This is a genomic window from Gardnerella piotii (assembly GCF_003397585.1).
GTDB classification, from domain to species: domain Bacteria; phylum Actinomycetota; class Actinomycetes; order Actinomycetales; family Bifidobacteriaceae; genus Bifidobacterium; species Bifidobacterium piotii.
The window spans coordinates 76,850-102,836 of record NZ_QJUV01000002.1 but is presented as its reverse complement, the minus strand read 5'-3'; the positions used below and the strand labels follow the sequence as shown (position 1 = coordinate 102,836).

Genomic DNA, 25,987 nt, shown 5'->3' with positions numbered 1-25,987 from the left:
TTCTCAAACCACCACCACACCAGCCGGCTCATCAACCTCAACCGAGGAGAACCAGCCGCGCTGAGCAGCAAGAGATAAACTTACACCAAAGCAAGCCCAAAAGCAAATCACACACAAGCCAACAAGCCAAAACCATTGAAACAAAGCCAAAACATCGGCGTGTTGAAAACGCGATCAAAACACGATAAAAAGTCGCAAGAAACCAAACACCAACAAAAACACAACAAAAATAATCCAAAAAAACAAGAAAAACACCCCCAAAACCCAAAACACGGGAGTGTCGCAAACAAAAATAGATGGGCAATTAACACATAACTGCCCATCTATACAATCTTTATCTATTTTTTACCTATTTTACCTATTTTTACCTTAGATATTTTCTACTTACTTTGACTATTTTTTAGTCACATGGCCACCAAACTGCGCACGCAACGATGAAACTACTCGCAAAGTGTCATCTCCACCTCCGCGAGATACTTGGCGAGCCCACAATGAGCATGCGGTAACTGGGGTTGGAACACCAAGTTCAAGTGCAGCTTCAACCATCCACTTTGCTTCACCAGACTCATTAGCAACAGGAGGCATAGATTCTAATGTTGGATCGTCTTTTGCAGCGCGCGCGAATAAGTCAAGAAGCCAAGACTGAACAACAGAACCTTGGCGCCATGAAGACATAACCTTAGCTGGATCATCTATTAATTCTGAACGCATCATTGTTGCAAAGCCTTCACCAAAAGCCTGCATCATGCCATATTCAATTCCATTGTGAACCATCTTGGCAAAATGACCACCGCCAACAGCACCAGCGTGAACGAGTCCGTCAGGGCCTTCAGGCTTCAAAGTCTCGAAAATTGGTAGCATTCTCTGATAATCTTCATCGGAGCCGCCAGCCATCAATGCGTATCCACGAGTCGAGCCCCAAACTCCTCCTGAAACTCCAACATCCATAAAATGGATTCCTTTTGCCTTTAATTCAGCAGAATGACGCTGATCATCAACATACCTAGTATTGCCTCCATCAATTACTAGGTCATTATCTTCGAGAAGATTGCTTAATTTTTCGATAGTTGTGTCTGTAGGAGAACCAGCTGGAACCATAACCCATACAATACGCGGACTAGAAAGTCTTTGTACCAATTTTTCTAAAGAGTCAACATCTCGATTTGATTCGGCACTAACATCGTATCCAACAACTTCATGACCTCCTTCGCGCAAGCGCTTAACCATGTTTCCACCCATGCGTCCTAAACCGATAACACCTAATTGCATAATAAATTCCTTCTTTCAAATTTTTTGATAACTTTTAATAACTTTTGCAAAACTGTCTTATAAAATTTTTATAAAATAATTCTGCCGTCTGTATCTTTTGTATCTAATGGTTCTTATAAAGAATTTTCAAAGATATCTGCTACAAATATCTGCAAAAATATTTGTACAAACCGTCTGTTCCTACACAAAACTTATTCAGATAATCTTTTTAATTTCATATGAACACAGGAACAACAGCAGAAACTAGCATAATAATTGCAAGCCCAACAACAGACAATACCGTTTCCATTAATGACCATGTTTTAAATGTTTGTCCTACGCTCATACCGAAATATTCTTTAACCAACCAGAATCCAGCATCATTTACATGAGATAAGAAGATTGATCCAGCACCAATAGCTAGTACGAGTAACGCTAATTGTACTTGATTTAGATTTGCAGCCAAAGGTGCAACAATTCCAGATGCCGTTACGGTTGCAACGGTTGCAGATCCAGTTGCCAATCTAATTAGTACAGCAACAATCCATCCAGCAAGAAGAGGATTAAGATTTGCCTGAACAATGCCCGCAGCAATAACTTTACCAATTCCAGAATCTACAAGAGTTTGCTTGAATCCACCTCCAGCAGCAACGATCAACAAGATACTTGCAATTGAGGAGAACGAAAGGCCTACCAGAGAATTTAATGTATCCCTACTCCACTTTGCGCGAATAGCAAATAATATCATCGCAAAAATAGTAGTGATTGTAAGAGCTTCAAGTGGTGTTCCAATCCATGCGATTACACTACCAAATGTAGATTTTGATTGCCCCGTAATATCAACAACACTGGCTGCAAGCATAAGAATTACTGGAAGTAAAATTACGCTAGACGCTTCCGCGAATGTAGGACGATTTTGTGGCTTATCTTCCTTCTTATTGTCTTCTTCTTGCTTAGCTTGAATAGGAACCATTTTTACCATCCAATGAACCATTAGAGGTCCTGCGATTGCTACAGTTGGTATGGCGATAATCAAACCAAAAGCCAAAGTCAATCCAAGGTTTGCATGCAAAGCATCAATAGCAACAAGTGGTCCAGGATGTGGCGGTACAAAAGCATGCAAAGCCGATAAGCCTGCGAGCGCTGGTATGCCGAGAGCAATTACTGGCATTTTTGTACGACGAGCAACAAGAAGAATAATTGGTATAAGTATCACTACACCAACTTCAAAGAACAGTGGAATTCCAACAATAAATGCGCTCAGAGCCATGGCCCATGGAAGCTTATGTTCTGGAGCTTTCTTAAGTATGGTGTCACAAATCACGTCTGCTCCACCAGAACGCGTAAGAAGAATTCCAATAATTCCGCCTAAAGCAATGAGTAATCCAACTCCTGATGCTGTGGAACCAACTCCATTAGTAAAGCTTGTAAGACTTTTATCATATGGAACTCCTGCAATGATTGCAGTTGCAATCGAACCAATCATTAACGATAGGAAAGGATGTACTTTTACCACTGCAATAAGTACGACAATAAGCGCTATACCTAATATTGCCGCAAGAATTAACCCACTCATAAATCCTCCATGATTTTGTGAATTGTTTTAATTATTGTGATGCTTTATTTATAATTCCTTGTGATCTTTTGTTTACGATCAATACGCTAACAACTTTGTTATTTGCGTTAGTAATTTTTGAATGTATATTTTTTGTGCTGCTTTACAATTGTTATGCTTTACAATTGCGACTATTTTTACATTTACAATTGTTTTTGCAGCTGCGATTGTTCATATGTTTTCACTGCTTTGATAGCTCTATGAACCATATCTTCAACAGAACCTTCAATCGATATAACGGTTCCGTTTTCTTCTTTACCTAGAGGCTCCAAAATTGCGAACTGACTTGGCAATAAAGATGGTGGCATAAAGTGTCCTTTACGATCTTTTAGCCTCTGCGCTATTAACTCATGGCTTCCGTTTAAATGCAAGAAGTACACGTTTAGATTTTTAGAAAGAACTTCGCGATATGACCGTTTTAATGCAGAGCTTGAAACAACTGTGTTTTCTCCAAGACTTTCACGCGCAACCATCCATTTGTTAATAAGATCCAACCAAGGCCAACGATCTTCATCTGTTAGCGCAATTCCTGCGGACATTTTATCTATATTAGCTTTTGGATGAAAATCATCACCTTCTGCCAGAGTGTAACCAAGTTGATCACGAATTGCCTCAGAAACAGTAGACTTGCCGCAACCAGCAACGCCCATCACTACAATGTGAATCGCCATAATAGCTCCTTTGTTATTGACAACACTATAAGAATACCACACAAAGACTCTTTGTCAAAGAATTAAGAGTCTTTAATGTGTTATTTTTTGAGCATAACTATATTTTCATTTTCTATTTGCTAGGATGAAACCATAAATATACATAAAACTGCGAGGCAAATATGGTGTCTAATACCACACAAAGTCAAATTTCTAGTGACTTAGTGACCGAAAACGCTCCTTTACATCTATCTATAGCAGATTCTCTCGCAGATGAAATAGTAAATAACAAATGGGAGCCAAAAACTAATCGAAAACTAGAAGATATTCAAAAACAATATGGAATATCTAGAACAGTAGCTCGAGAAGCAACAAGACTATTAGCATCTTTGGGTTGCGTACAATTTCAACGCGGAACAGGCGTAATAGCTTGCAATCCAGAAAATTGGGACGATTTAAATACACGAGTAATCACATGGAAACTACATTCACCATACAGAGAAAATGAACTACGAGCATTAACAGAACTTCGTCTTGTTGTAGAACCTGCCGCAGCAGCTGGATGTGCATTACGCGGAGATGTAGAAATACGCTATAAATTGGGCGTAATTGGTCACGATATGGTAAAAGCGGTAGAAGAAAATAGACTGGCAGATTTTCATGAATTAGATATCCAGTTCCATACTCTTTTGCTTGCAAATAGCGGTAACCCGATTTTTGCAAAACTTAGTTCAATAGTCGAAAGCGTATTACGCGGCAGGGTTGAGCTAAATCTTTATCCGCAAAAACCAAATAAAAAAGCGATATTAAACCATAAAAAGGTAACGCAGGCAATTATGGAAGGTGACGCAGCTGCAGCAAGCGCTGCTATGCACGATATTGTAGCCGAAGTAAACACTGCACTTGGATTAGCGGCTTTATAGCCATAAAAGCAAAGCTTAATCAAGCTTGCCTAATCAATCTTGCCTAATCAACTTTAAGCCCAAAGAAATCTGCAAGCTTACAAACACTCGGCCTGCCGTATTTATTAACCAAGCACATCCATCGCTTTGCGTTCTCTTCACCAAAGCGCGCAGCCTTACGCCTATACGTATCTACAGTTAAAAATCGCGGCGGAATCGACTTACTGTTGTATTTATCTGCAACCATCACAATTTCTTGCTCAACTGTACGCGGAACATAATCGCCAGCAGGAAGCGGCAAATTTTGCGCAATAACTTGCTCGCGAGTTAGTCCAACGCCCGTATGATTACGTGCAAATTGCGCAATATCTTCGCTAAAGCCGTTATCAATCAAATAGTTGTAGCCGCGCAAACCGTGCAAAATATAATTCGGCCCGTCAAACTCCAACTTGCCATTCGCTGCTTTTGAACCGTCTTTAGCTAAAACAAAATACGTTCCAATATCGTGCAACAATCCGCCAGCAAACGCCGCATACTCGTCTACATAATCTTTCGGCGCGATTCCGCCACTAACTTTAGGAAGCTCTAGCGGATTTACGTCAATCAACTTTCCAAGACACGACTTTGCTAAATCACACCTGTTTTTTAGATCTTCATTGATTTTAGACATTTGACGAAGCATAATTTGCTCAACATCTGCTTGCGACTTATCCGCAAAATCAGCAAAATCTGCAAAATTCTCAAAATCATTATTCAAATTAAGCTGCTTAAAAGCCAACAGCTGATTTTGGCGTCTAGCAAGCATCCAAGAAATCGTAGCAATAACAACACAATGGCAATGAATCAAATTGTACGCAGCTTCACTTGGCGCAGTAGCGCGATGCAACTTTTCAATCCTATTAAAATCAGGCAAATCTGCAAGCATAATAATCGCGCTCCTTAAACCCTAAATCACAAAACGGCCGTTATTGAAAGCAAGCGCACAAGCAAACATAAGCACATGTGCAAGCCAACGCAAACGGCCGATTAGCAATAAAGCAGTAAAGCAATAATATGGATTTTAGTTATTTTTTAACTGCTTTAATCTGACCAGTATCTATTCTAGCGATTTTGCCAGTGTTAGATATTTTAGATTCCTTAGTCTCTTTATCCTTAGCCTCTTTATTTTCAGACTTGCTTCCAGACTTCTCAGACTTCTCAGACTTGACTTCTCCAGAAACATTCGCTGCAGCAATATCTCTAGCGTTCATAATCGCAGTTTGCTCGGCATCAACCGAAGCTTGCGCTGCAACATCATTGCCTTGCAAAGACTGAACAGCTCTAGATGAAGCAACCTCTTCTCGCTTTAATCGAGGAGGTCTACGAGTAGAAACAAACAACGGCTGAACTTCTACAACAGGATTATACGGAGCTAAACCAAACCACTTAACTGGCGTTCCAGCAATATGACGAATCGCATACTTCATTTTTAGAGACAATGCGCCACGCAAAGAAATATTCGACTCAGGCATCAAAGCCTTATGCAAAAGCACGTAACGAATTGGGCCAATATCTGGATCCGCATCTACCTTAGGGTACACAGACTGCTGTTGTGGCAGCTCTCCCGTATGCGACAAATCGTGCATAATTTGATGCAAATATGCAGGAATCGAAGGAGAAACCTTAAATCCAAGCTTGATTTTAACGCGGAATAAATAATCCGTGCCAAAATTCTCCACGCAATATTCGCGAGTAAACGGAGCGTCATCAGTTTCTACAGAAACAGCCCACCACGCACGAGCGCGCTTAGGATGATCCGCAAAAATCGAGAAGAAAATACCAGTATCTAGACGCTTCATCTCCTTATCGGAAGTCAAATACACAATATTGTCTGCAAAATAAGGGATTCTAAAATCACTGTGTAACTTATCTAGAACAGGCAAAAAGTCCTTAGGCTTCATGTGCAATCGCTGCGAGCGCTCAATCTTAGTGCCATCTTTCCAAGTGAGCATAATAATCAAAATCGAAGCACCAAGAAGCATGGTAAACCAGCCGCCATGCATAAACTTTGCCATAGATGCTATAAAGAACAAAATCTCAATAATCAGGAAGACTACAGCAAATACTAAAGCGCCAAGCTTCTTATTTTGATACCACATGTGAACCGTAAGAAGTATTGTTGTTGCAATCATGGTAAGCGTAAGCGCAAGACCGTACGCTCCAGATATATGCTCAGAATCCTTAAACACAGCCAAAACTGTAAGAGTTGCAAGACAGAGCACAAAATTAACAACAGGAATATAAAGCTGACCGCGAGTTCGCGCAGGGTATCGCACTTGAAGATGAGGCATCCAGTTAAGGCTGGTAGCTTCCGAAACCATAGTAAAAGCACCAGTAATCAAAGCCTGGGACGCAATAATGCCAGCTGTTACAGAAAGCACAACGGCAACGTAACGTAAATTCGGGCTTAGCATCTGGAAGAACGGGTTTAAGCCTTCTATAGACCACAATGCTTTATTGTTTTGATGCTGAAGCATCCAGCTGCCTTGACCGAAGTAGTTTAGAATAAGCGCCACTTTAATAAACGGCCAAGTAACATAAACGTTTCCACGACCAACGTGACCCATATCAGAATACAGCGCTTCTGCACCAGTTGTAGAAAGGAATATAATGCCCATTAAGGCCATTCCTTGCATATTGTGCGAACTAAACAAGAACTTTAGGCCATAAATCGGGTTCAAAGCCTCAAAAATCGCCAGATTTTCGCCAATATTCATGATTCCAACAAGCGCTAGGAATCCGAACCAAATCATAACGACTATGCCGAAAACTTTTCCAATTCTTTCGGTTCCGCGCTGTTGAACAGAAAACAGAATCACAATAATAATTACCGTGATCATTAAAGAAAGATTGTCGTTTTCTAAGAAGATAGGCCTAAATGCAGATATTGTGCGCAAGCCTTCTACTGCAGAAGATATTGAAACTGCTGGAGTTAGAACAGAATCCGCAAGGAACGCCGCACCACCAATCATTGCTGGAATCGCAAGCCATGCGCCTTTTCGCCTAATAAGCGAGTAGAGTGCAAAAATTCCGCCTTCGCCCTTGTTGTCTGTTCGCATTGCAACAAACACGTATTTTACTGTTGTGATTAGCGTAATTGACCAAAACACAAGGGAAAGCATGCCATAAACCGCTTCGCGACTAATGTTTTGCAATCCGCCTTGACCTGCCAAGAATGTTTGAGCAGTGTACAAAGGAGACGTTCCAATATCTCCATAAACAACGCCCAATGCCACAATTGACATGCCCAAAGTGAATTTATCGGAGCTGGTTTGTATCTTTGCCCACAATCTTCCAAGCGGGCCTCTAACAGCACTATCCGCAAGCTTTTCGGCCTCTTTAACCTCTTTTGCTTGCTGATACGCCAACGCCTCTCGCTCTTCGCGAGTGGTGGTTTTCTGAGAAACCTTTGGCGCTTTTGTAAAAGAAGCGGCCTTTAGAATCGCCTCTTTAGGGTTTGTTACGCCCTTATTAGCGGCCTTCTCAGACTCCTTCGCCACGTTACGAAGATCTTTAGCGTTATCACCAGATAACGCTGAAACGCGTGACTTAGTCATGCTTGATTTTTCCTCCAAAAAGTAAAACCTCTTCTTGGCAATAATCTGCCATAATAAGAAGTCGCATACGGTCTTACCACTTACAGTTTTATTTATTTGTACCTAAATATTGTATACAACAACAGATATATAAAGCAAAATAAGCGTAGAATCCTTGGAAAATAAGGCTTAATCAAAGAAAGAATATAAGACTAAATCGTCTAAAAACCATAGATTTCTTTCGTTGTTTTTAAGGTTGATTCTGCTACTTCCCTCAAAGAACAGTCAAGCGCGGTTGCTAACGATTCAAGTGTGTAAGGCACCATATACGGCGCGTTCGGCCGTCCGCGGTAAGGCATTGGAGTAAGGTACGGCGCATCCGTTTCAACAGTTATGTGGTCTTTGCCAATGATTCGCGCAGACTCTTGCAAATCCTCATTTCCCTTATAACTAATCGTTCCAGAAAAACTTGCGTACCATCCGTTTTCTTTTAGCACTTGAGCTAAGTCTTTTCCGCCAGAATAGCTGTGGAAAACTGTGCGCTCTGGCGCTCCGTCTTTTAGCAAAATTTCTACAACATCGCTATGCGCATCTCTATCGTGAATTTGAAGCGGCAAATTAAGCTCTTTTGCAAGCGCTATATGCGCGCGGAACGAGTCGCGTTGGTAAATTCTTGCGCGTTCGCCTGTGCGGAAATAGTCTAATCCCGTCTCGCCAATCGCCACTACTTCTTTTGGATGCTCTATTACTAGCGAGCGCAAGCGTTGCATCGCTTCGTCAAATGGAATATCGTGATACGGCTTATAAACTACTGGCAAGCCGTCTGGCCCTTCTGCTCCCCTATGGCCATGTAAAGGCGCTTCGTTTGGGTGAATCGCTATTGCAGCGCGCACGCAATCCGCGTGATCTGCCGCAAAGTCTATTGTTGGCTGCCAATCTGGGTATTCGCATCCAACTTCAATCATTTTAGAAACGCCTGATGCTTTTGCATGATTTACTAAATCGCTTGCGCTAGGCTCAGCTATTAAATCTCGACCTTTTTGCTCTAATTCTTGATTAAGATTTTTTGCAAAATCCACTACGCTTAGCATATGCGTGTGGTCGTCTGCGATTGTTATGCCTTCTTTAATTAGATTCTGCCATATTTCAGACTGCTCTGTTAAAGAAGGCGCCCAATTGTGTTCACGATGATGCTTACTCATGATTTACAAGTGTAGTCGCATATTTAACGCGACTTACAATGTGACTGTTTGCGCTTATTGAATCGCCGCACTAATCGCAGCGTACTGCGATTCCACAAGTCTGTAATACGCACCTTTTTGCGCCATAAGTTGCTCATGGCTTCCGCGCTCCACGATTTGCCCATGGTCAATCACGCAAATCAAATCCGCATTCTCGATTGTAGAAAGCCTGTGTGCAATCACAAAAGAAGTACGATTTTTAAGCAATTGAGATAATCCTGCTTGCAAAGCTTCTTCTGTACGAGTATCTATATTGCTTGTTGCTTCGTCTAGGATTAAAATTCGCGGGTCTGCTAAAAGCACGCGCGCAAACGATATAAGCTGCCTTTGCCCTGCAGAAAGAGTAGCTCCTCGCTCTTCAATCTTAGTATTGTAGCCATTAGGCAATTCTTCAATAAACTCGTGAGCGTGAACAACTCGAGCCGCAGCCTCAATCTCTTCGTCCGTTGCGTCAAGCTTGCCGTATCGAATGTTTTCTTTAACAGTTCCGCTAAATATAAAGCTGTCTTGAAGCATAACGCCCATTTGCTTTCGCAAAGATGCTAACGTTATTGAACGCACATCGTAGCCGTCAATTGTGATTGAGCCTTCGGAAACGTCGTAGAATCTAGAAAGCAGGCTTACAAGCGTTGTTTTGCCCGCTCCAGTAGGGCCAACAAGCGCAACCGTTGTTCCAGGCTCAACATGCAAGTCAACTAAATTCAAAATCGGCTTTCCGCCCTCTTCGTAGCGGAAAACAACATCGTTTACGTCAACCTTGCCTTTAATTTTCGGCAATTCTTTTGCATCTGGCTTATCTACAATATTTGGCTTAATGCTTAGAGTCTCAAAAATACGTTCCAAATACACTGAGCATGTTACGAGTTGCGTGTAGAAGTTACCAATGTTTACAACTGGCTCCCAAAAAGTGCTCGAATACCACACAAATGCTATAAGCGTACCCGTGCTTATGTTCATACTGCTCGCGTTTGTTATGCCAACGTAGTAGAGCAGCGAAATTGCTGCGCTTTCAATAATCGAAGCTCCAGGCCAAAGCAGCATTTGCACTCTAACGTTTCGCATCCACGCTTTTCTAACTCCCGACTGCTGCTCTTGGAATGTAGCGTATTGTTCTGATTCACGAGCAAAAGTTTGAGTGGTTTTTACGCCTGCGATTGATTCGTGCAAATATGCGTTAAGATTGCTTTGCTTATTCGATAGTTTTTTAGACGCTTTTCGTTGCAAAATTTGCAAAGTGCGAGTCCAGATTATAAAAACTGGGAATAATACAAGACTCCACAACGCCATTCGCCAATCTATAGCAAACATTGCGATTAGTGTAATGATTAGCACAAAAACATCGGAAAACACGTTGATTAAACCAGAAGAAAGCGTGTCGGAAAGCGTGTTTATGTAGTTTACTATGCGAATCAAAATCTTGCCGTGCGGACGCGAATCAAAGTAGTCAAACGACAACGATTGCACATGCGTAAAAATATCGCGCCGCATATCTTTAATTATCATTTGGCCGAGTCGCGTAATTGCAAGCGTTCTGTAGGCTAACCCAAGCTCATACAGCACAATAAGCACGCCAAACAATGCAATAAGCACGTACAAATAAGAAACGTTTTTATTAGGCAAAACTACGTCTATAAGTGTTTTTGTAATCATTGGAGTTACTGTCATAATGCAACTTCCGCTAATAACAACTAAAACTATTTTGACTAGTTGCCATGCGTACGGCTTTATGTATTTGCGAACGCGCATCAACTCGTGCAAATTTACGTGCTCTTCTTGGCCTTCGTCTTCTCTATAAGTGTTGCGCTGCGCCATTCTACTCCCCCTTAGCCTCGTGTGAATCTTCAAATCCCAAAGCTTTGCCTGTTTGCATACCAAGCTGCTTTTTGTAGATTTCCCAATATCTTCCATGCGACGCAACAAGCTGCTCATGTGTTCCGCGCTCTACGATTTTGCCGTGATCTAGCACAACAATCATGTCTGCGTCTTTAACAGATGAGATTCTGTGAGCAATTGTGATTACTGTTCGCAAGCAGTCTAACTTTTTTAGCTCTTTTTGAATATGCTCCTCAGTTTCCATGTCTACTGCAGAAGTTGTATCGTCCATAATTAAGACTGCGGGATTATTAGCTAGCGCGCGAGCAAGACTTAAGCGCTGCTTTTGACCGCCCGAAAGGCCAACTCCTCGTTCTCCTACAACAGTTTCGTAGCCTTCTGGCATACTCATAATAAAATCGTCTGCATCTGCGATTCTTGCCATGCGCCTAATAGTGTTATCTAACTCTTTGCAATTTTCCTCGTTTTGAGGCAATCCAAAGCTAATATTTCCTGCAATCGTATCGGAAAACAGGAATGTTTCTTGCGCGACTATGCTAACTTGATTTCTAACAGTTTCTAGAGGCCATTCGCGCACGTCTTTTCCATCAATCAAAACGCGACCGCTCGTAGTGTCATAAAAACGCGCTATAAGACTTACAAGCGTTGACTTTCCAGACCCCGTTTCTCCTAAGATTCCAAGCTTTGTGCCTGCTGGAACATCTAAATCAATATCGCTTAAAATTGGTGAATCAAGATCATCTGGGAACGCAAAATCAACGTGTTCAAAAGTTACGCGCCCCTTAACTTTAAGATTTTCCGCAGATGTAGATGGCAAATCAATATGCGATTCTTGCGTAAGAAGCTTACGAATATTTACGCATCCTGCGTTGAATCGCTGCCAATCATTAATAAGCCACCCAACCATTCTTACTGGCATGTGGAGCATCCAAAGGAAGCTGTTAAACGTTACAAACGCGCCTAAAGTCATGCTTCCATTAAGCACAAGCCATCCGCCAAATCCTACTGTTACAAGCTCCAGCGCAAAGCCCATGCCATCCAGCCATGGCATGTATTTTTGCGTGTTTTTTGCAAGCGTAATATTGCGATTAAAGTAGTCTTCGTTGCAATCGTCGAATTTCTTTGTTTCAAAAGGCTCGCGAACAAACGCTTTTACAACGCGATTACCTTCAATGTTTTCTTCCACCATTGAATTCATGCGCGCAAATGATTCGCGAATCGCAAGGAACTTTGGTCTAGCGTTTTTGCCCATAAGTCTTGCAAGCCAGAATAAAAATGGTGTAATTGCCATAAGCGCTAGAGCTAGCTGCCATTGGATTGAAAACATTATAATTAGCGCAAACACAAACATTACTAAGCAATCCAGCGCCATATAAGACACCCAGCTTAAAATGTGGCGAATCGCGTCCGTATCCGAAGTCATGCGGCTCATAATGTCGCCTGTGCGCGTGTGATTAAAGTACGTAAAGTCAAGCGAATGCAGCTTTTCGTACTCGTCGCTTACAAGGCGATACACGGCATTCTGCCCAAACTTTTCCATTAGAAGCTGGTAGATATACCTTGAGCCTACGCGAACAATCATCATTGCAACCATTAGCACGCACACAAAAGCAAGCAAATCATGCTGTTTTCCAATAATGACTTTGTCTACAATAAAGCCCGAAAGCAGAGGCATTGTCATTGCCATTGTGTCGTTTATAGTAAAAAGAACTAGCGATACGCCTACTCTCCACATATCTGGCTTACAATATTGCAAAACCCAGCGCACATTGCTTGCGTCTTTGCGTTTATTTGGATTTACATACATGCGCTAGATTCTCCCTTATTTTTGACTTTACGATTTATTTTTTTATTAAGTTTTATTAAGTTTACATTATTTTCTGCGCGATTATTTTTACGCGATTACACGCGCACAATATTTTGCCTAAATCACGTACAAAACGCGGAAAATAACTCCGTCTTTTGTACCATATTTTGCCTAAATCACGTACAAAACGCGGAAAACGTCCTTTACGCGCAAAAGCATGTGGCGTGCAGCCAAAGACCACACGCCACATGCTATAAGTTAAGCAATCAGCTTAGTAAACTTGCGCGAATCATCGCTACAAATTTACTCACTTCTGCCAACCGATGTTTTCAACAAAAACGTTAGCATATCCAGCAGGACCGCCGTTAGCAAAGCCCTTCTTGTATGCCTGGTAGGTTGGAGGAGCAGAAACTGGGAGCGTGCCATACTCAGCAAGAGCCATGGACTCAGCCTTGTTGCTCAATGCAGTCTGTTCCTTGTAATCGTAGGTCTTGCCAACCTTGGCGAGCAGGGCATCAATCTTCTTGCTGCCAGTACCAGTAAAGTTGGAATCGCTCTTAGAACCGTAGACCTGGGAAGCGGATGCCAAGAAGCTCAATGGGGATTGGGAAACCCAAGCCATTGGAAGCACCTGGAAGTCGAAGGAGCTTACAGTCTTAGAGAACTTAGAAGCAGGCTTGTTTACAGTCTTGCACTTCATTCCAGCCTTCTTCATCATGGCCTGGAATGCGTTAGCAAGAGCTGCCTGAGTGGAGTCATCGCCGAAGAAGGTAAATGTGAACTGAACGGTCTTGCCATTCTTAGCATAGTAGCCGTCTTTGCCCATCTTGTAGCCAGCGGCCTCAAGAGTCTTCTTAGCGTTTTCTACGTTGAACTTACCATCAGCTGGGAGGTTGTTCTTGTAGCCAGCCTGGAACATGGAGAGAAGCTCCGAACCTGGCTGCTCGCTCTTCCAGTTCATACCCTGGAACTGAATCTTGTTGTAGGTGGCAACGTCGAATGCCTGGACAACGGCCTTACGCACGGCCTTGTCTTTGAATGCGCCAGCCTTTGCGTTTAAGTTAATAACACGAATCTTGGTGCTGTAGCCGTAACGGAGCTGAGCGCCCTTAACGCTACGAGCAGCCTTAACCTTATCCTTGGTGGAGATGGAATCCACGGAATCGATTTCGCCGTTCTGGAAGGCGTTCATTGCAGCGGTATCTTCCATACGCTTTACAACAACCTTGTCAAGCTTTGCCTTCTTGCCCCACCACTTTGGATTGCGCACGAAAACAACCTGATCTTCGGTTGCGGACTGAATCTCGAATGGACCTGCGCCCCACTCGTTGTGAGGATTACCTACCCAACCCTGGTTGAATACGGTTGGATCGGTTGCCTTTGGATGAACCAATGGAGCGAAAAGCAATTCCCAAGTTGCGCATGGCTTATTGTACTTAACGATTACTTGCTTAGGATTTGCGCCCTGCTCAACGGACTCAATGCAGTCGTAGCCCTCGTGAGTTGGAACGGAGTATGCTTCGTTCTTGCCATTCATAACTTCCCAAGTGGCCTTGAAAGCAGTGTAATCAATGTCTGTGCCATCGTTCCACTTAGCCTTTGGGTTCAAGTTGTACTGAACAACGAGTGGCTTGTCGCTAACCTTCTTAACGGAAGTGATGTAGTCAGGGTTGTACTTAAGCTTCTCACCCTTAACGGTGTCATAAGCCATAAGATTTGGCTGATAGAATCCCCACAAAGTGCTCATATACGCGGTGTTACCATCGTTGGAAGCGTAGTTCCAGTTTGGACCCATGTCGGAAAGCGAGAACGTGTAAGTACCGCCATCCTTAACATTGTCACGAGGCTGTGGATTGTCGTAACGCTTATCAACCTTAGGCATTGGAAGAGCGCCAGTGTAGGAAGTATCTACACCTGCGGCTGGCTCTTCGGTCATGCCGCCCTTAGCTTTATCTGCCGTAGTGGCGGTTGTACCACCACAAGCGCCGAGCAGCATTGCAACAGAAAGTGCAGCTGCGGCGAATACAGTCAATTTGCCTGCATTAGTATTTTTCATGATTCCTCTCATTCCCCAGAAATGATGTCCACTTTCTGGTATGTGTGTAGAGTATATCTAATCTTTTGACATTTTGTGTTACGACTTTTTTAACAAATGCTGAATTTAAGCTTTTGTTACTTAAGATTTAATCCAGAAAAAAGAAAATTAAATGCAGAAAACCGCCAAACAGAAAATTTTTTAGTTTATTTTAATTAAAAAACAAAATATATTACTTTTTTTAGAATTTATATGCCTGTAACAAAAAATCGCGTGTGTCTTGCATAACACACGCGATTGAAATTGCCATAAACAAAAGTTTAGGCGCATTCACAAAAGATTAGAATCAGACGCTTGCAACGTCATCAAACGAATCTTCTTCGTTAAGAATAATACGCTTGCGATTCTTCTCAATAACAGGATCTGGAATTGGCACAGCGCTAATCAAAGCCTTAGTGTACGGGTGCTTAGGATTATCGAATACCTCGTCCGTCTCGCCAGATTCAACAATGCGTCCGTGGTACATAACAGCAATTCGGCTAGAGATGTGACGAACAACCGCCATGTTGTGAGCAACAAACAAGTAAGCAACGCCCAACTTATCTTGCAAGTCTTCGAGCAAGTTAATAATTCCAGCTTGAATAGAAACATCCAAAGCCGAAACAGGCTCATCAAGAAGAAGAAGCTTAGGGTTTACAGCCAAAGCGCGAGCAATAGCAATACGCTGACGCTGACCACCAGAGAACTGCGTTGGGAAGCGATCAACCTGATCTGGATTCAGCTCAACAAGCTGCATAAGCTCCGCAATACGCTGACGAATCTCTTCCTTCGACTTCTTTTGAACATGAAGAGGCTCTGCCAAAATATCGTAAACAAGCATACGAGGATCAAGGGAGCTCATAGGGTCCTGGAACACGTATTGAATCTTAGAACGAAGCTCGCGACGCTGCTCGCTAGTCAACTTATCGTTAAGCTCGGTGCCGAAGACGGTAATAGAGCCAGCTTCTGGCTTCTTTAAGCTCATGATTTCCATCAAAGTAGTTGACTTACCAGAACCAGATTCTCCAACAAGAGCCACAGTTTCGCCTTCGCGAATCTCAAGGTCAATGCCATCAACAGCGCGAACCTCGCCAACCTTGCGTCGCAAGAAACCGCCACCTGTAATCGGGAATGTTTTAACTAAGCCCTTAACATCCAAAACAACCTTGCGATCCTCGCGAGGAATGCCCTCAAACATTGGCTTAATCGTTTTTTCGGTTTCTGCATGAAGCATCGCGCGAACAGTTTCGCTTTCTGCCTCAAGGCCCATCATATCGCTGGTATCTCCACTCTTTTCTTCTGCAATCAACATATCCATTGTTGGCTTAGAGATTGGAGTTAAGCGGCGAGTACGCTTTTGATCAACGCGCGGAACAGCGCCAAGCAAACCGATTGTGTATGGCTGAGTTGGGTGAGCAAAAATCTCCTCAACGCTATTATGCTCAACCAAATGACCCGCATACATAACAATAACTTCGTCTGCAACGCCAGCAATAACGCCCAAATCGTGAGTAATGAAGATCATTGCGGCGCCAGTTTCTTTCTGGGCCTTCTTCAAAACATCCAAAACTTGAGCCTGAATCGTAACGTCCAAAGCGGTAGTAGGCTCATCAGCAATAATAATATCTGGGTTATTCGCGATTGCCATTGCAATCATAACGCGCTGACGCATGCCGCCAGAAAACTCATGAGGGAACGCCTTTAAGCGCTCAGCTGGCTTAGTAATACCTACCAAGTTAAGAAGCTCAATAGAGCGATCGCGAATCTGCTCTTCTGTCATATTTGGATTATGAATAACCAAAGCTTCCTTAAGCTGATCTCCAATAGAGAACACTGGAGTTAAAGCAGAAAGAGGATCCTGGAACACCATTGCAATGTTCTTACCGCGAATCTTACTCATCTCTGCATCAGACTTTGTTAAAAGCTCTTCGCCCTTATAAACAACAGAACCCTTAACAGAAGCATTCTTATCTAGCAAGCCCATAACAGCCAAAGAAGTAACAGACTTACCAGATCCAGATTCGCCAACAATACCAATTGTTTTGCCGCGATACAAATCAAAGTTCATATTGCGAACAGCGTGAACTGTACCAGCTTCCGAAGCAAAGCTAATTTGCAAGTTGCGTACAGAAAGAAGTGGTTCGTTGTTCTGATTTTCCATTGCAAAGTCTTCCTTATTTGCGTTATTACCCATATCAGTCATGTTTACACCTCCAACAAGCCTTACTCGGCCTTACCAACAGACCTAGAATATGGATCAATCGCATCGCGCAAGCCATCTCCAATAAGCTGAACGGAGAAAGTCAAAACAACCAAAACCGCAGAAGGAACCAAAAGAACCCAAGGAGACGTCATAACGCTACTTTGACCAACGTTAAGAAGAGTACCCAAAGAAGTATCTGGAGCCTTAATACCAAGACCCAAGAAGCTCAATGCTGTTTCGCCGTTGATTGCGCCGATAACACCAAGAACCGTGTTAATAATCAAAACGGAACCAAGATTTGGAACAAGATGGCGAACAATAATGCGGAACGAAGAAACACCTTCAAACTTAGCAGCACGCACATATTCGCGTTCGCGCAAGCTCAAAGTCAAAGTTCTAAGCGTACGAGCGTAACCAATCCAACCAAAGGAAGTCATGCCAAACGCAAGCCACAACCAATCGTTGCCGCCAGTAGCAGAGCCAACAATCAAAGCAATAAGCAAGAAGGATGGAACAATTAAAAGCATGTCTAGAAGCCACATGCCAACCTGCTCAAACCAACCTTCAAAGTAAGAAATAGCAGTACCAACCAAAGCGGCAATAATCGTAATAGAAATGGAGCTTACAATACCAATAGAAAGCGAGCGACCAAGTCCGCGAACGACCATTGCGTACATGTCTGATCCGCCAGGCGTTGTGCCAAGCCAATGTTCAGCACTAGGAGGAGTTGCAAGAGCTGTAAAATCAGGCTCGTCGTAGCCCCACTTGCTAATCTTAGATCCAAACAAAGCAAGAAGAATCAAGAGAACAAGTAAAACTAAGCCAACAACAGCGGATGGACGCCTAAAGAAGCGGCGCGTATAAAGCGTTATTTTGCCTGTGCGCTTAAAATTACCCCAAGAATTAGCAGTTGCCTTCTTATCAGCAGCAGACTCTTGAGCCTTTGAAGATACATCTTTTTTACTCATATCAATACACCTACACTATTGCGCAATTAGCTCAAACGAATACGAGGATCAAGCCAAGCGGAGAAGATATCTGCCAACAAGGCTCCGGCCAAAGTACACACGGCTCCGAACGCAGCAATAGCAACAGAACCATTAATGTCGTTATTAGAAATAGTTTGTACGAAGTAGCTACCCAAACCGTTAATTGCAAACACGGTTTCGGTAATCACAGCGCCCGTAAACACGCCTGCAATAGAGAATGCAACGTCTACGGCAGTAGGAATCAAAGAAGTACGCAAAGCGTGACGACGAATAGCCACATTTAGAGGCAAACCCTTAGCGCGAGCAGTACGAACATAATCAGCATTCATAGTATCGAGCAAATAGGTGCGTTGCGTAAGATGGTAGCCAACCATGCCAGGAACGGTCATAACAATTGTTGGCAAAATCAAATGCTGCAAGAAGTCAAGAATAAAAGCAATAGGATTAGAACCTTGGTAGGAATGTAATCCAGTAACAAAGAACAAACGAGAACCAGCAGCGTTATTAATGCTGATTGCAGCTAAAACAATAAGTAATCCAAACACGGCGGCTGGAACAACAAGCAAGAACGTAGCAATAGAGTTAAGAACCCTGTCTTGCCACTTATATTGGCGAATAGCAGTATAAACACCAACGCTAACGCCTAAAACAATGCCAAGAACAGTTGCGCATGTAACCAGCTGCACCGATGCACCGATTCGCGCAGCAATCGCAGGACCAACAGGCGCTTGCTCTGGGCTTAATCCCCAATCCCAACGAGTAAGAACGCCAGTAATCCAACGCAAATACCTTGTAATAACTGGAGTTTGGTCGTTAATATTTGCTAAATCCAAAGAACGGTTAATCGAAGGAATTGGCGGATGCGGATGCCTAGACATATAGTTCGATCTCGGATCCATAAATGCACTTGCCAAGAAATACGTCATGGATACGGACACAAACAGCATCACAACATAATTCAGGCATCGTTTAACGATGTATCGTATCATTGTGACTCTTTTCTACGTCTAAACATTGTTACCTCCATCTGGTAACTGCAAACTTACGCTTGCACACTGCCATCATTTAATCACTAATCAAAAAGGCAAATCATAAGTGCTTAAGGCACACTTAAGTAAGCCCTAATAATTTGGACGTGTAATTAGTATATTTTTAGCTAACCTATGTACATTACCTAAAATAAACATGCAATAACACGTAATAAATAGTAATCTTAACCAAAATTAATACATAAAATCGGCAAAATATCAAAATATTTAACGAAATTACTTAAAATTTACGAAAACTTGTTTCGTAAATCGCAATAAACACATAAAAATAACATGTTTTACATAAACGAAACACAAACACTCGCAAACACTTAAAGCCGCGCAAAACGCGACTCGTGCATTGAGCAAGCTACAATAACACTTATTCATTACTTTCAAAACAATCAAAACAAGGAGATATATGTCTGAAAACGTAAAAGCCGTTACGCTAAACGACGTGCGCGAATATTCTAAGCATTTTAACGAACAGCGAGCAAATCGAGTAGCAGCAAACGCTTCGGTATCGAGCGGCGTTCTTAAAGCAGCAACAAGCTACCAGGGTCAGCGCGCACTTCCACGCGAATTTTCTATAGAACTAAAGCAAGGAACAATAACAAACCAACAGCATTCTGGACGTTGCTGGATGTTTGCATCGCTTAACACTTTGCGCTACGAGCTTATGCATAAGTGGAATCTAGAAGACTTTGAGTTTTCCGAAAGCTACTTGTTCTTCTGGGACAAGATTGAAAAAGCAAACGCATACTTGGAAAACGTTTTAGCGACTTTAGATGAGACATTAGATAGCCGAATTTTTGAGAGCATCAACTACGGTCCGATTGACGACGGCGGATGGTGGCAAATGTTCGTTAACTTGGTAAACAAGTACGGACTTATGCCAAAGAGCGCATACCCAGATTCGCAAAACGCTACCGATTCCGAAGCATTCGTGCAATACATTAATAGCAAGCTTCGCGAGTTTGCATGCGAGTTGCGCGAAGCACACAAGAATGGCACCTCTATGGAAGAGTTGCGAAAGATGAAGATTCGCGACTTGGAAACCGTGTACCGCATGACCGCGATTGCTCTTGGCGAGCCACCAGAGCGTTTCGACTTCTTTGCACGCACTAAAGATGACGACGACAAGAAGGACGATAAGAAGAGCGGCGAAAATAGCGAATCTAAGAGCGAAGAAAAGAAAGACGATAAAGGCAGCGAAAAGCCAAAGAGCGGTAAAGACGATCGCCCAATGATTTGCGAATACGGCATTACGCCACTCGAGTTTGCAAAGAAGTACGTGCCAGTAGACGTAAACGACTTTGTAAGCTTGTGCAACTCCCCAATGGAACGCACTCCGTTCAACAAGCTCTACCAACTCAAGTACACAACAAACGTTGCTGAGACGAAGGAAATGGAGTTTGCAAACGTTGCGCTAGAAGTGTTCCGCAAAGCAGCTGTTGATCAGCTAAAAGACGGACACCCAATTTGGTTTGCTTGCGATTGCACGCAATTCTCGCTAAGACAAGAGGGCTTCTTTGACCCAGCAGTTGTGCGCGTAGACGAGCTATTCGATGTAGAGTTTACTTTCGACAAAGCCAAAGGTTTGGAATACATGGATTGCCCAGGCAACCACGCAATGACCTTTACTGGCGTAAATCTTAACAAAGATGGCGAGCCAGACCGCTGGAAGATTGAAAACAGCTGGGGTAAAGATAACGGCGAAGATGGATACTACGTTGGATCCGCGCAGTGGTTTGACCGCTACGTTACAGAAATCATTATTAACAAGAAGTATCTTGATGAAGCAACGCGAGCAATATTGGATCAGGAGCCTGTAATGCTTGATCCGTGGGTGCCGCTTACAAAGCGCTGCCGCTAAACTTGATTTAGCACACGCTGATTTATAAACGCAGATTGCATTCGCAAATTACAAATGCAGTCTGCGTTTTTTATTTTATTGCGCTTTGACTGAGCTTGAAATTGCATAGCGCGTTTCAAGCTCCTTCAAAGCGTGATTTGGCTCAAATGTAAAGTCCAGTGGACTTTACATGCCAAATCAGCCGAGCGGCTACTAATAGCCGCGAGGAATAGCGTAGCGCGCGAGCTACATTTCCGCTTTTTGTACGTGTTTTGGGTCGAATGTGGTACAAAGTGCGTCAGTTTTTCCGCATTTTGTTGTTGATTTTGACGTTTAGAGCTACAAAATCGGAGTAAGCGGCGAACACTTGAAAAAGATAAAAGATAAAAAAGAAGCCCGGTGGGAAAGAGAAAACCCACCGGGGCAGAGAGAAAGAGAGAAGAAGGTTTCAGTTATGGGGTTCGCGAACGAACCTCACTGATGGAAGAACCATCAGCAATATTTATTATAACCACATTTTTCTCGCAAAACACGCATATAAACTAAAAATTTCCTGAAAATTTTTTCGTATTCCTGGCAGTATGCCAATTTTTTGTTACATACGTCACTATGCCTTAAAATTTTCCGCTAAAATCACTCAGATTCCAACGATTTTTTAGCTGCAGCCAATCTTTCTTCGTCAGCTTTACGACGAGCAGCAAGAGCAGACTCAAAACGCTCAAGCTCCTCATCAATCGCCTCTTTAGGAATCTTGGCAAAAATCGGAGTTGGCTTAGCAACAGGAGTACCAGTAACCAACGGCTCACTTTCCCATGGATGAACAGTCTTTCCAAGCTCATAGTCGCCAGTAATAATCGGGTACTTAAAATCTGGATTATCTAAGTCAGTCACCTCTTCGATTCTTGGAAGCGGCGAGAACACTCCCGTTCCACCAAGAGCTTCCCACACTTTTTGTGCAGAATGAGGCAAGAATGGAGCAAGCAAATGATTAGCGTCCGAAACAGCTTGTGCAGCAACATGCAAAACAGTTCCAAAACGAGACTCATCATCCTTAATCTTCCAAGGCTCCGTAGCAGAAATATACTTGTTGATATCCGACACAACGCGCATAGCCTCATTAAGAGCATTCTTTTGGTGATGACGCTCAATCAAACCGCCAACAATCTCAAAAGCGTTAGAAGTTTGATCCAAAAGCGCACGATCCATATCTGTCATTGAATTTTCATCCAACGGCGGAATCTCTCCAAAATTCTTATTAATCAAATTTGCAACACGATTAACAAGATTGCCCCAACTTGCTGCAAGCTCTTCGTTATTGTGACGAACGAACTCTGCCCAAGTAAAGTCAGCATCGGAATTTTCTGGACCTGCAACGGAAATGTAGTAGCGCACAGCATCCACTGGGTAGCGCGCCAAAATATCCTTAACATAAATCACAATTCCGCGCGAAGAGCTGAACTTCTTGCCTTCCATAGTCATAAACTCGGAGGCAACAACCTGCTCTGGCATGTTAAGTGGGCCGTAAACGCCAGCTTCCCCACCTTTAGAGCCAGCGCCGTTATACGCAAGCATCTCCGAAGGCCAAATTTGAGAATGGAAAGTAATGTTATCTTTGCCCATAAAGTAGTAGCCAGGAGACTTAGGGTCGCACCACCAATCGCGCCAAGCATCTGGCTTGCCCTGCCTACGCGCCCACTCAATGGATGCAGACAAGTAGCCAATAACGGCGTCAAACCACACGTACAAGCGCTTATTTGGGTTATCAATCCAGCCTTCTACAGGAACTGGAATACCCCAATCAATGTCTCGCGTAATTGCTCGAGGCTTAACTTCCTTAAACAAGCCGATTGAGAAGTTAATAACATTTGTACGCCAACCATCCCTGGAATTAAGCCACTCCAAGTTTGCGTTTGCTAAAGCAGGCAGATCAAGGAAGTAATGTTCTGTTTCTTCAAATCGCGGAGTTTCGCCATTTATCTTAGAAACAGGATTAATAAGCTCGTCTGGGTCCAGCTCGTTTCCGCAAGCATCGCACTGGTCGCCCCTGGCGCCGTCCGCGCCGCAAATCGGGCATGTGCCCTCAATGTAGCGGTCTGGAAGAGTGCGGCCTGTAGAAGGCGAAATCGCAACCTTTTGAGTCCCCTTGTAAATATAACCATTCTTAAGGCACTGGCGGAACATCTCTTGAACAACATGCTCATGATTTGCCGTTGTTGTGCGCGTAAACAAATCGTAGCTTAAGCCTAAATCGCACAAATCTTTAGTAATCACGCGATTATAGCGGTTTGCAAGCTCTTGCGCGCTCACGCCTTCTTTATCTGCCTCAACCAAAATCGGCGTGCCGTGTTCGTCTGTTCCCGAAACCATAAGCACGCTGTTTCCCTTCATGCGCTCGTAACGCGCGTATACGTCGGAAGGGACGCCAAATCCTGCAACGTGACCAATATGACGAGGGCCATTTGCGTAAGGCCATGCAACATTCACCAAAATATGACTCATAGCCAAATATTATCTTGTTCAGCGAGGACACATTAAATAATACACAGAAAAATCACACTAAAAAATCGCTATAAAAATCGCTATAAAAATCACATAGCAAAGTAGATAAATCAAGCATAATCGCGTGTAATCAAGCGCAATCGTACACAACCACATTTAGTCACATATTATTTAGTCACATATAATCACATTTTTTGATGTAAAAAGCTAAAAATCCACTTTTCCACAATTACAAAAAATCGCGTAGACAAAAAAGTAAAACACGATATTGTGTATAAAACTTAGAAGATTAAAACCTAGAACAGCAGAACATTACAGAATTACGGCACTAAAACATTACAGCACTAAAAAGTTGGCGTATTAAGCACATTACGCAGAAAGGAGAAACATGAGCACTTCAACGTTGAACAAAAAACGCACAATACACAATGACGAAAAAAATAAAAAAGCAATAAAAGACTACAAAAGACGCAAAGAATACAAAACTCGCGAAGAATACGAAGAATACGAAAACTACAAAGACTACAAAAACGAAGAGATGATTTTATTTTCGGAAAAACAAAACGAGGAGCTGCCTATTCTTATAGACACAAAACACCTACCAGGGCCACTAAGCATGAAGAAACTATGCAATTTTGGAGCATTCAACAACGTTTCAATACGCACTGGATTTACACAATCTACCGCAAAAACCCCAGAAGGACGATGCAACGTGCTAAAAAATCTGCTTCCAAACGGAACAGTTGCATGCGCATTTACAGCATCTTGGATTTGGCTTGGCGGAAAAATCCCAAACATACTAGAGATAATATCCAAAAGTCATTATCGAATAAAGCCGTACGATCACCGACTACAAGTGTTTAGAAGAAAACTAATGAAAAAAGAACAAAGTGTGATTAAAGACTTGCACGTAACTTCTCCAGCGCGAACTATTTGCGACATTGCACTAACGCCATCAAAAAACATTTACGAAGAAATAAGAAGAGTAGATACTGTGTGCGAATTGGCGCAAAAATACAACACCAGTTTTAAAGATTGCGAAAAAATCATAGACAGCAATCCTTATTTTCCAGGAGCTGCGAAGGCAAAAGAGTGGATTAAATACATAATAGACAAGGACAATATTCTTTATGACTATTAGAGAAAATATTAAGAATTATAAAGCGAGCGCAATGCCGCCAAAACCGCCAATTGTGCTCACTGCGCAAGTCGCGTGCTGCGAAAACACAAGCAAAGACGTGCTATGGCATATTGCTAAGAACGTGCCTGAATTAAGAAAATGGGTTGTTGCAAACCCAGTCGCGGACGCAAAAATGCTGGAATACGTATCTCAGCAAGGAGGGCCAGGCGTTAAACAAAGTCTAGATGTGCTTTTAGAAGCATACGAATATGCAAAAAATGGGGATTAATTGCTGCTTAATTTTCCACATTTGAACATTTTTCGCTTTACTTGCTAGCACTTTTCCACATTTGCACATTTTCCGCTTAATTTCCTATTTAGTTGTCCACATTTTCCTTGATTTTTAAGCAAGCTGCATAAACTTCTTTGCGATTAGCAAAAGAGCCATCATCAAGCGGATTACTGGAAACAACTCGAGTTATAGCGTCTTTGATTCGCAAGCCCTCGTTTTGCGAAAGATTGCAAGCCATTTGCGCAAGCTGATTCACGCTTAAATCAACGTTTTGTTGCACAACCTCATCTTCGCTAGCGCCCGAAAGCACAAGCACAATCTCGCCACGAGGAGGATCATTTTCTACGCTTTTTGCAATCTGCTCAATAGTTCCACGACGTACTTCTTCAAAATCCTTAGTAAGCTCGCGGCACAACGCCATTTTGCGATCTGCTCCAAAAACTGCAAGAAGAGCTGCCATTGACTCCGCAATCCTGTGCGGCGCCTCGTAAAACACGATTGTTCGCCTCTCTAAAAGAAGCGAGCGCAAATGCTGCATGCGCTCCCCCGACTTGCGCGGCAAGAAACCTTCGTAGCAAAAACGGTCTGTTGGCAGGCCAGAAAGCGCCAAAGCATCCAACACGGCACTCGGTCCAGGCGCGCAAGTAACAGGCAAATCGCGCTCTATTGCGCGGCGAACAATCGCAAGCCCTGGGTCGTTAATCGTAGGCATGCCAGCGTCGGAAACAACAAGAACAGTGCTGCCTTGCTCAACCTTGTCTAGTAAACCATCTGCCTTATTGCGCTCATTGTGATCGTGATACGCAACAACTTGCCCAGAAACGTGCACGCCAAGGCGATTTGCAAGGTCGTAAAGCCTACGCGTATCTTCTGCTGCAACAATATCCGCAGTTTCTAGAAGATTAATTAAGCGCGCAGAAGCATCTCCCATATTTCCAATCGGAGTGGCCGCAAGAACAACTTTTCCTAAATTATCTTCTTCACTGCTCATCTTAAATCTCCTTATAAAACCTCTTAAGACTCTACACGAATTTATAAAATAACGCACATAATGCA

General features: G+C 42.9%; 19 protein-coding genes. 5 read left to right on the top strand and 14 right to left on the bottom strand.

Annotation, left to right across the window (positions count from 1 at the left end; all coding sequences use genetic code 11):
- Positions 1 to 188: hypothetical protein (locus D0T20_RS06440; protein WP_205412672.1), on the top strand; the 188-nt coding region annotated here is incomplete at its 5' end.
- A gap of 205 nt (positions 189 to 393) precedes the next feature.
- Here the strand turns inward: D0T20_RS06440 and gnd are convergent.
- The 3 genes from gnd to D0T20_RS06320 all read right to left on the bottom strand — a co-directional run bounded on the left by gnd (position 394) and on the right by D0T20_RS06320 (position 3,534).
- Positions 394 to 1,269 (bottom strand): phosphogluconate dehydrogenase (NAD(+)-dependent, decarboxylating), encoded by an 876-nt coding sequence (gene gnd, locus D0T20_RS06330; protein WP_004138455.1) that lies wholly within the window; start codon positions 1,267 to 1,269, stop codon positions 394 to 396.
- A 214-nt stretch (positions 1,270 to 1,483) separates the two neighbouring features.
- A complete protein-coding gene (locus D0T20_RS06325; protein ID WP_016635938.1) occupies positions 1,484 to 2,824 on the bottom strand; it encodes a GntP family permease in 1,341 nt (446 codons plus the stop codon).
- Between the two features lie 182 nt (positions 2,825 to 3,006).
- Positions 3,007 to 3,534: a gluconokinase gene (locus D0T20_RS06320; RefSeq protein WP_004132207.1), complete on the bottom strand. Its 528-nt coding sequence runs from the start codon at positions 3,532 to 3,534 to the stop codon at positions 3,007 to 3,009.
- A gap of 161 nt (positions 3,535 to 3,695) precedes the next feature.
- Here D0T20_RS06320 and D0T20_RS06315 point away from each other — a divergent pair, with 161 nt between their 5' ends.
- Positions 3,696 to 4,436, top strand: coding sequence for a FadR/GntR family transcriptional regulator (locus D0T20_RS06315; protein WP_016795326.1), 741 nt, complete (start codon positions 3,696 to 3,698; stop codon positions 4,434 to 4,436).
- A 43-nt stretch (positions 4,437 to 4,479) separates the two neighbouring features.
- Here D0T20_RS06315 and D0T20_RS06310 read toward each other — a convergent pair whose 3' ends face one another.
- The 9 genes from D0T20_RS06310 to D0T20_RS06270 form a co-directional block, all read right to left on the bottom strand.
- Positions 4,480 to 5,340, bottom strand: a complete 861-nt coding sequence (locus D0T20_RS06310; RefSeq protein WP_016838467.1) for an HD domain-containing protein — start codon at positions 5,338 to 5,340, stop codon at positions 4,480 to 4,482.
- Between the two features lie 139 nt (positions 5,341 to 5,479).
- Complete coding sequence (locus D0T20_RS06305) at positions 5,480 to 8,011, bottom strand: KUP/HAK/KT family potassium transporter (RefSeq protein ID WP_116438796.1); 2,532 nt, start codon at positions 8,009 to 8,011, stop codon at positions 5,480 to 5,482.
- A 200-nt stretch (positions 8,012 to 8,211) separates the two neighbouring features.
- Entirely contained in the window at positions 8,212 to 9,192 is a 981-nt protein-coding gene (locus tag D0T20_RS06300) for a TatD family hydrolase (RefSeq protein WP_115761959.1), read from the bottom strand.
- Positions 9,193 to 9,246: 54 nt separating this feature from the next.
- Positions 9,247 to 11,043: an ABC transporter ATP-binding protein gene (locus D0T20_RS06295; RefSeq protein ID WP_116438795.1), complete on the bottom strand. Its 1,797-nt coding sequence runs from the start codon at positions 11,041 to 11,043 to the stop codon at positions 9,247 to 9,249.
- Position 11,044: 1 nt separating this feature from the next.
- Complete coding sequence (locus tag D0T20_RS06290; protein WP_116438794.1) at positions 11,045 to 12,871, bottom strand: ABC transporter ATP-binding protein; 1,827 nt, start codon at positions 12,869 to 12,871, stop codon at positions 11,045 to 11,047.
- A 307-nt stretch (positions 12,872 to 13,178) separates the two neighbouring features.
- Entirely contained in the window at positions 13,179 to 14,927 is a 1,749-nt protein-coding gene (locus D0T20_RS06285) for an ABC transporter family substrate-binding protein (protein WP_162862734.1), read from the bottom strand.
- A gap of 325 nt (positions 14,928 to 15,252) precedes the next feature.
- Complete coding sequence (locus tag D0T20_RS06280) at positions 15,253 to 17,148, bottom strand: ABC transporter ATP-binding protein (protein WP_116438792.1); 1,896 nt, start codon at positions 17,146 to 17,148, stop codon at positions 15,253 to 15,255.
- Positions 17,149 to 17,168: 20 nt separating this feature from the next.
- The gene (locus tag D0T20_RS06275; protein ID WP_116438791.1) at positions 17,169 to 18,116 is read right to left on the bottom strand and encodes an ABC transporter permease; all 948 of its coding nucleotides are present in this window, start codon (positions 18,114 to 18,116) and stop codon (positions 17,169 to 17,171) included.
- Between the two features lie 26 nt (positions 18,117 to 18,142).
- Complete coding sequence (locus D0T20_RS06270; protein WP_032815600.1) at positions 18,143 to 19,126, bottom strand: ABC transporter permease; 984 nt, start codon at positions 19,124 to 19,126, stop codon at positions 18,143 to 18,145.
- A gap of 460 nt (positions 19,127 to 19,586) precedes the next feature.
- On the opposite strand from D0T20_RS06270, the gene D0T20_RS06265 reads away from it, so the two are divergent.
- Entirely contained in the window at positions 19,587 to 21,041 is a 1,455-nt protein-coding gene (locus D0T20_RS06265) for a C1 family peptidase (RefSeq protein ID WP_116438790.1), read from the top strand.
- Between the two features lie 612 nt (positions 21,042 to 21,653).
- Here D0T20_RS06265 and metG read toward each other — a convergent pair.
- Positions 21,654 to 23,519: a methionine--tRNA ligase gene (metG, locus tag D0T20_RS06255; protein ID WP_162862733.1), complete on the bottom strand. Its 1,866-nt coding sequence runs from the start codon at positions 23,517 to 23,519 to the stop codon at positions 21,654 to 21,656.
- A 388-nt stretch (positions 23,520 to 23,907) separates the two neighbouring features.
- On the opposite strand from metG, the gene D0T20_RS06250 reads away from it, so the two are divergent.
- Together D0T20_RS06250 and D0T20_RS06245 are read left to right on the top strand one after the other, a co-directional pair.
- A complete protein-coding gene (locus tag D0T20_RS06250; RefSeq protein ID WP_116438788.1) occupies positions 23,908 to 24,660 on the top strand; it encodes a hypothetical protein in 753 nt (250 codons plus the stop codon).
- A complete protein-coding gene (locus D0T20_RS06245; protein ID WP_116438787.1) occupies positions 24,650 to 24,928 on the top strand; it encodes a variant leucine-rich repeat-containing protein in 279 nt (92 codons plus the stop codon). Before D0T20_RS06250 ends, D0T20_RS06245 begins: the two co-directional genes overlap by 11 nt.
- A gap of 88 nt (positions 24,929 to 25,016) precedes the next feature.
- Here D0T20_RS06245 and rsmI read toward each other — a convergent pair whose 3' ends face one another.
- The gene (rsmI, locus tag D0T20_RS06240; protein WP_116438786.1) at positions 25,017 to 25,922 is read right to left on the bottom strand and encodes a 16S rRNA (cytidine(1402)-2'-O)-methyltransferase; all 906 of its coding nucleotides are present in this window, start codon (positions 25,920 to 25,922) and stop codon (positions 25,017 to 25,019) included.
- Positions 25,923 to 25,987: the final 65 nt, after the last annotated feature.

What these genes read in the sequence shown, in the direction of transcription:
- D0T20_RS06265 (WP_116438790.1), top strand. Translation starts at nt 19,587, where the DNA reads ATGTCTGAAAACGTAAAAGCCGTTACGCTAAACGACGTGCGCGAATAT.
- D0T20_RS06245 (WP_116438787.1), top strand. Translation starts at nt 24,650, where the DNA reads ATGACTATTAGAGAAAATATTAAGAATTATAAAGCGAGCGCAATGCCG.
- D0T20_RS06325 (WP_016635938.1), bottom strand. Translation starts at nt 2,824, where the DNA reads ATGAGTGGGTTAATTCTTGCGGCAATATTAGGTATAGCGCTTATTGTC.
- D0T20_RS06295 (WP_116438795.1), bottom strand. Translation starts at nt 11,043, where the DNA reads ATGGCGCAGCGCAACACTTATAGAGAAGACGAAGGCCAAGAAGAGCAC.
- D0T20_RS06275 (WP_116438791.1), bottom strand. Translation starts at nt 18,116, where the DNA reads ATGAGTAAAAAAGATGTATCTTCAAAGGCTCAAGAGTCTGCTGCTGAT.
- D0T20_RS06320 (WP_004132207.1), bottom strand. Translation starts at nt 3,534, where the DNA reads ATGGCGATTCACATTGTAGTGATGGGCGTTGCTGGTTGCGGCAAGTCT.
- D0T20_RS06315 (WP_016795326.1), top strand. Translation starts at nt 3,696, where the DNA reads ATGGTGTCTAATACCACACAAAGTCAAATTTCTAGTGACTTAGTGACC.
- gnd (WP_004138455.1), bottom strand. Translation starts at nt 1,269, where the DNA reads ATGCAATTAGGTGTTATCGGTTTAGGACGCATGGGTGGAAACATGGTT.
- D0T20_RS06280 (WP_116438792.1), bottom strand. Translation starts at nt 17,148, where the DNA reads ATGACTGATATGGGTAATAACGCAAATAAGGAAGACTTTGCAATGGAA.
- rsmI (WP_116438786.1), bottom strand. Translation starts at nt 25,922, where the DNA reads ATGAGCAGTGAAGAAGATAATTTAGGAAAAGTTGTTCTTGCGGCCACT.
- D0T20_RS06285 (WP_162862734.1), bottom strand. Translation starts at nt 14,927, where the DNA reads ATGAAAAATACTAATGCAGGCAAATTGACTGTATTCGCCGCAGCTGCA.
- D0T20_RS06290 (WP_116438794.1), bottom strand. Translation starts at nt 12,871, where the DNA reads ATGTATGTAAATCCAAATAAACGCAAAGACGCAAGCAATGTGCGCTGG.
- D0T20_RS06270 (WP_032815600.1), bottom strand. Translation starts at nt 19,126, where the DNA reads ATGATACGATACATCGTTAAACGATGCCTGAATTATGTTGTGATGCTG.
- metG (WP_162862733.1), bottom strand. Translation starts at nt 23,519, where the DNA reads ATGAGTCATATTTTGGTGAATGTTGCATGGCCTTACGCAAATGGCCCT.
- D0T20_RS06305 (WP_116438796.1), bottom strand. Translation starts at nt 8,011, where the DNA reads ATGACTAAGTCACGCGTTTCAGCGTTATCTGGTGATAACGCTAAAGAT.
- D0T20_RS06250 (WP_116438788.1), top strand. Translation starts at nt 23,908, where the DNA reads ATGAGCACTTCAACGTTGAACAAAAAACGCACAATACACAATGACGAA.
- D0T20_RS06300 (WP_115761959.1), bottom strand. Translation starts at nt 9,192, where the DNA reads ATGAGTAAGCATCATCGTGAACACAATTGGGCGCCTTCTTTAACAGAG.
- D0T20_RS06310 (WP_016838467.1), bottom strand. Translation starts at nt 5,340, where the DNA reads ATGCTTGCAGATTTGCCTGATTTTAATAGGATTGAAAAGTTGCATCGC.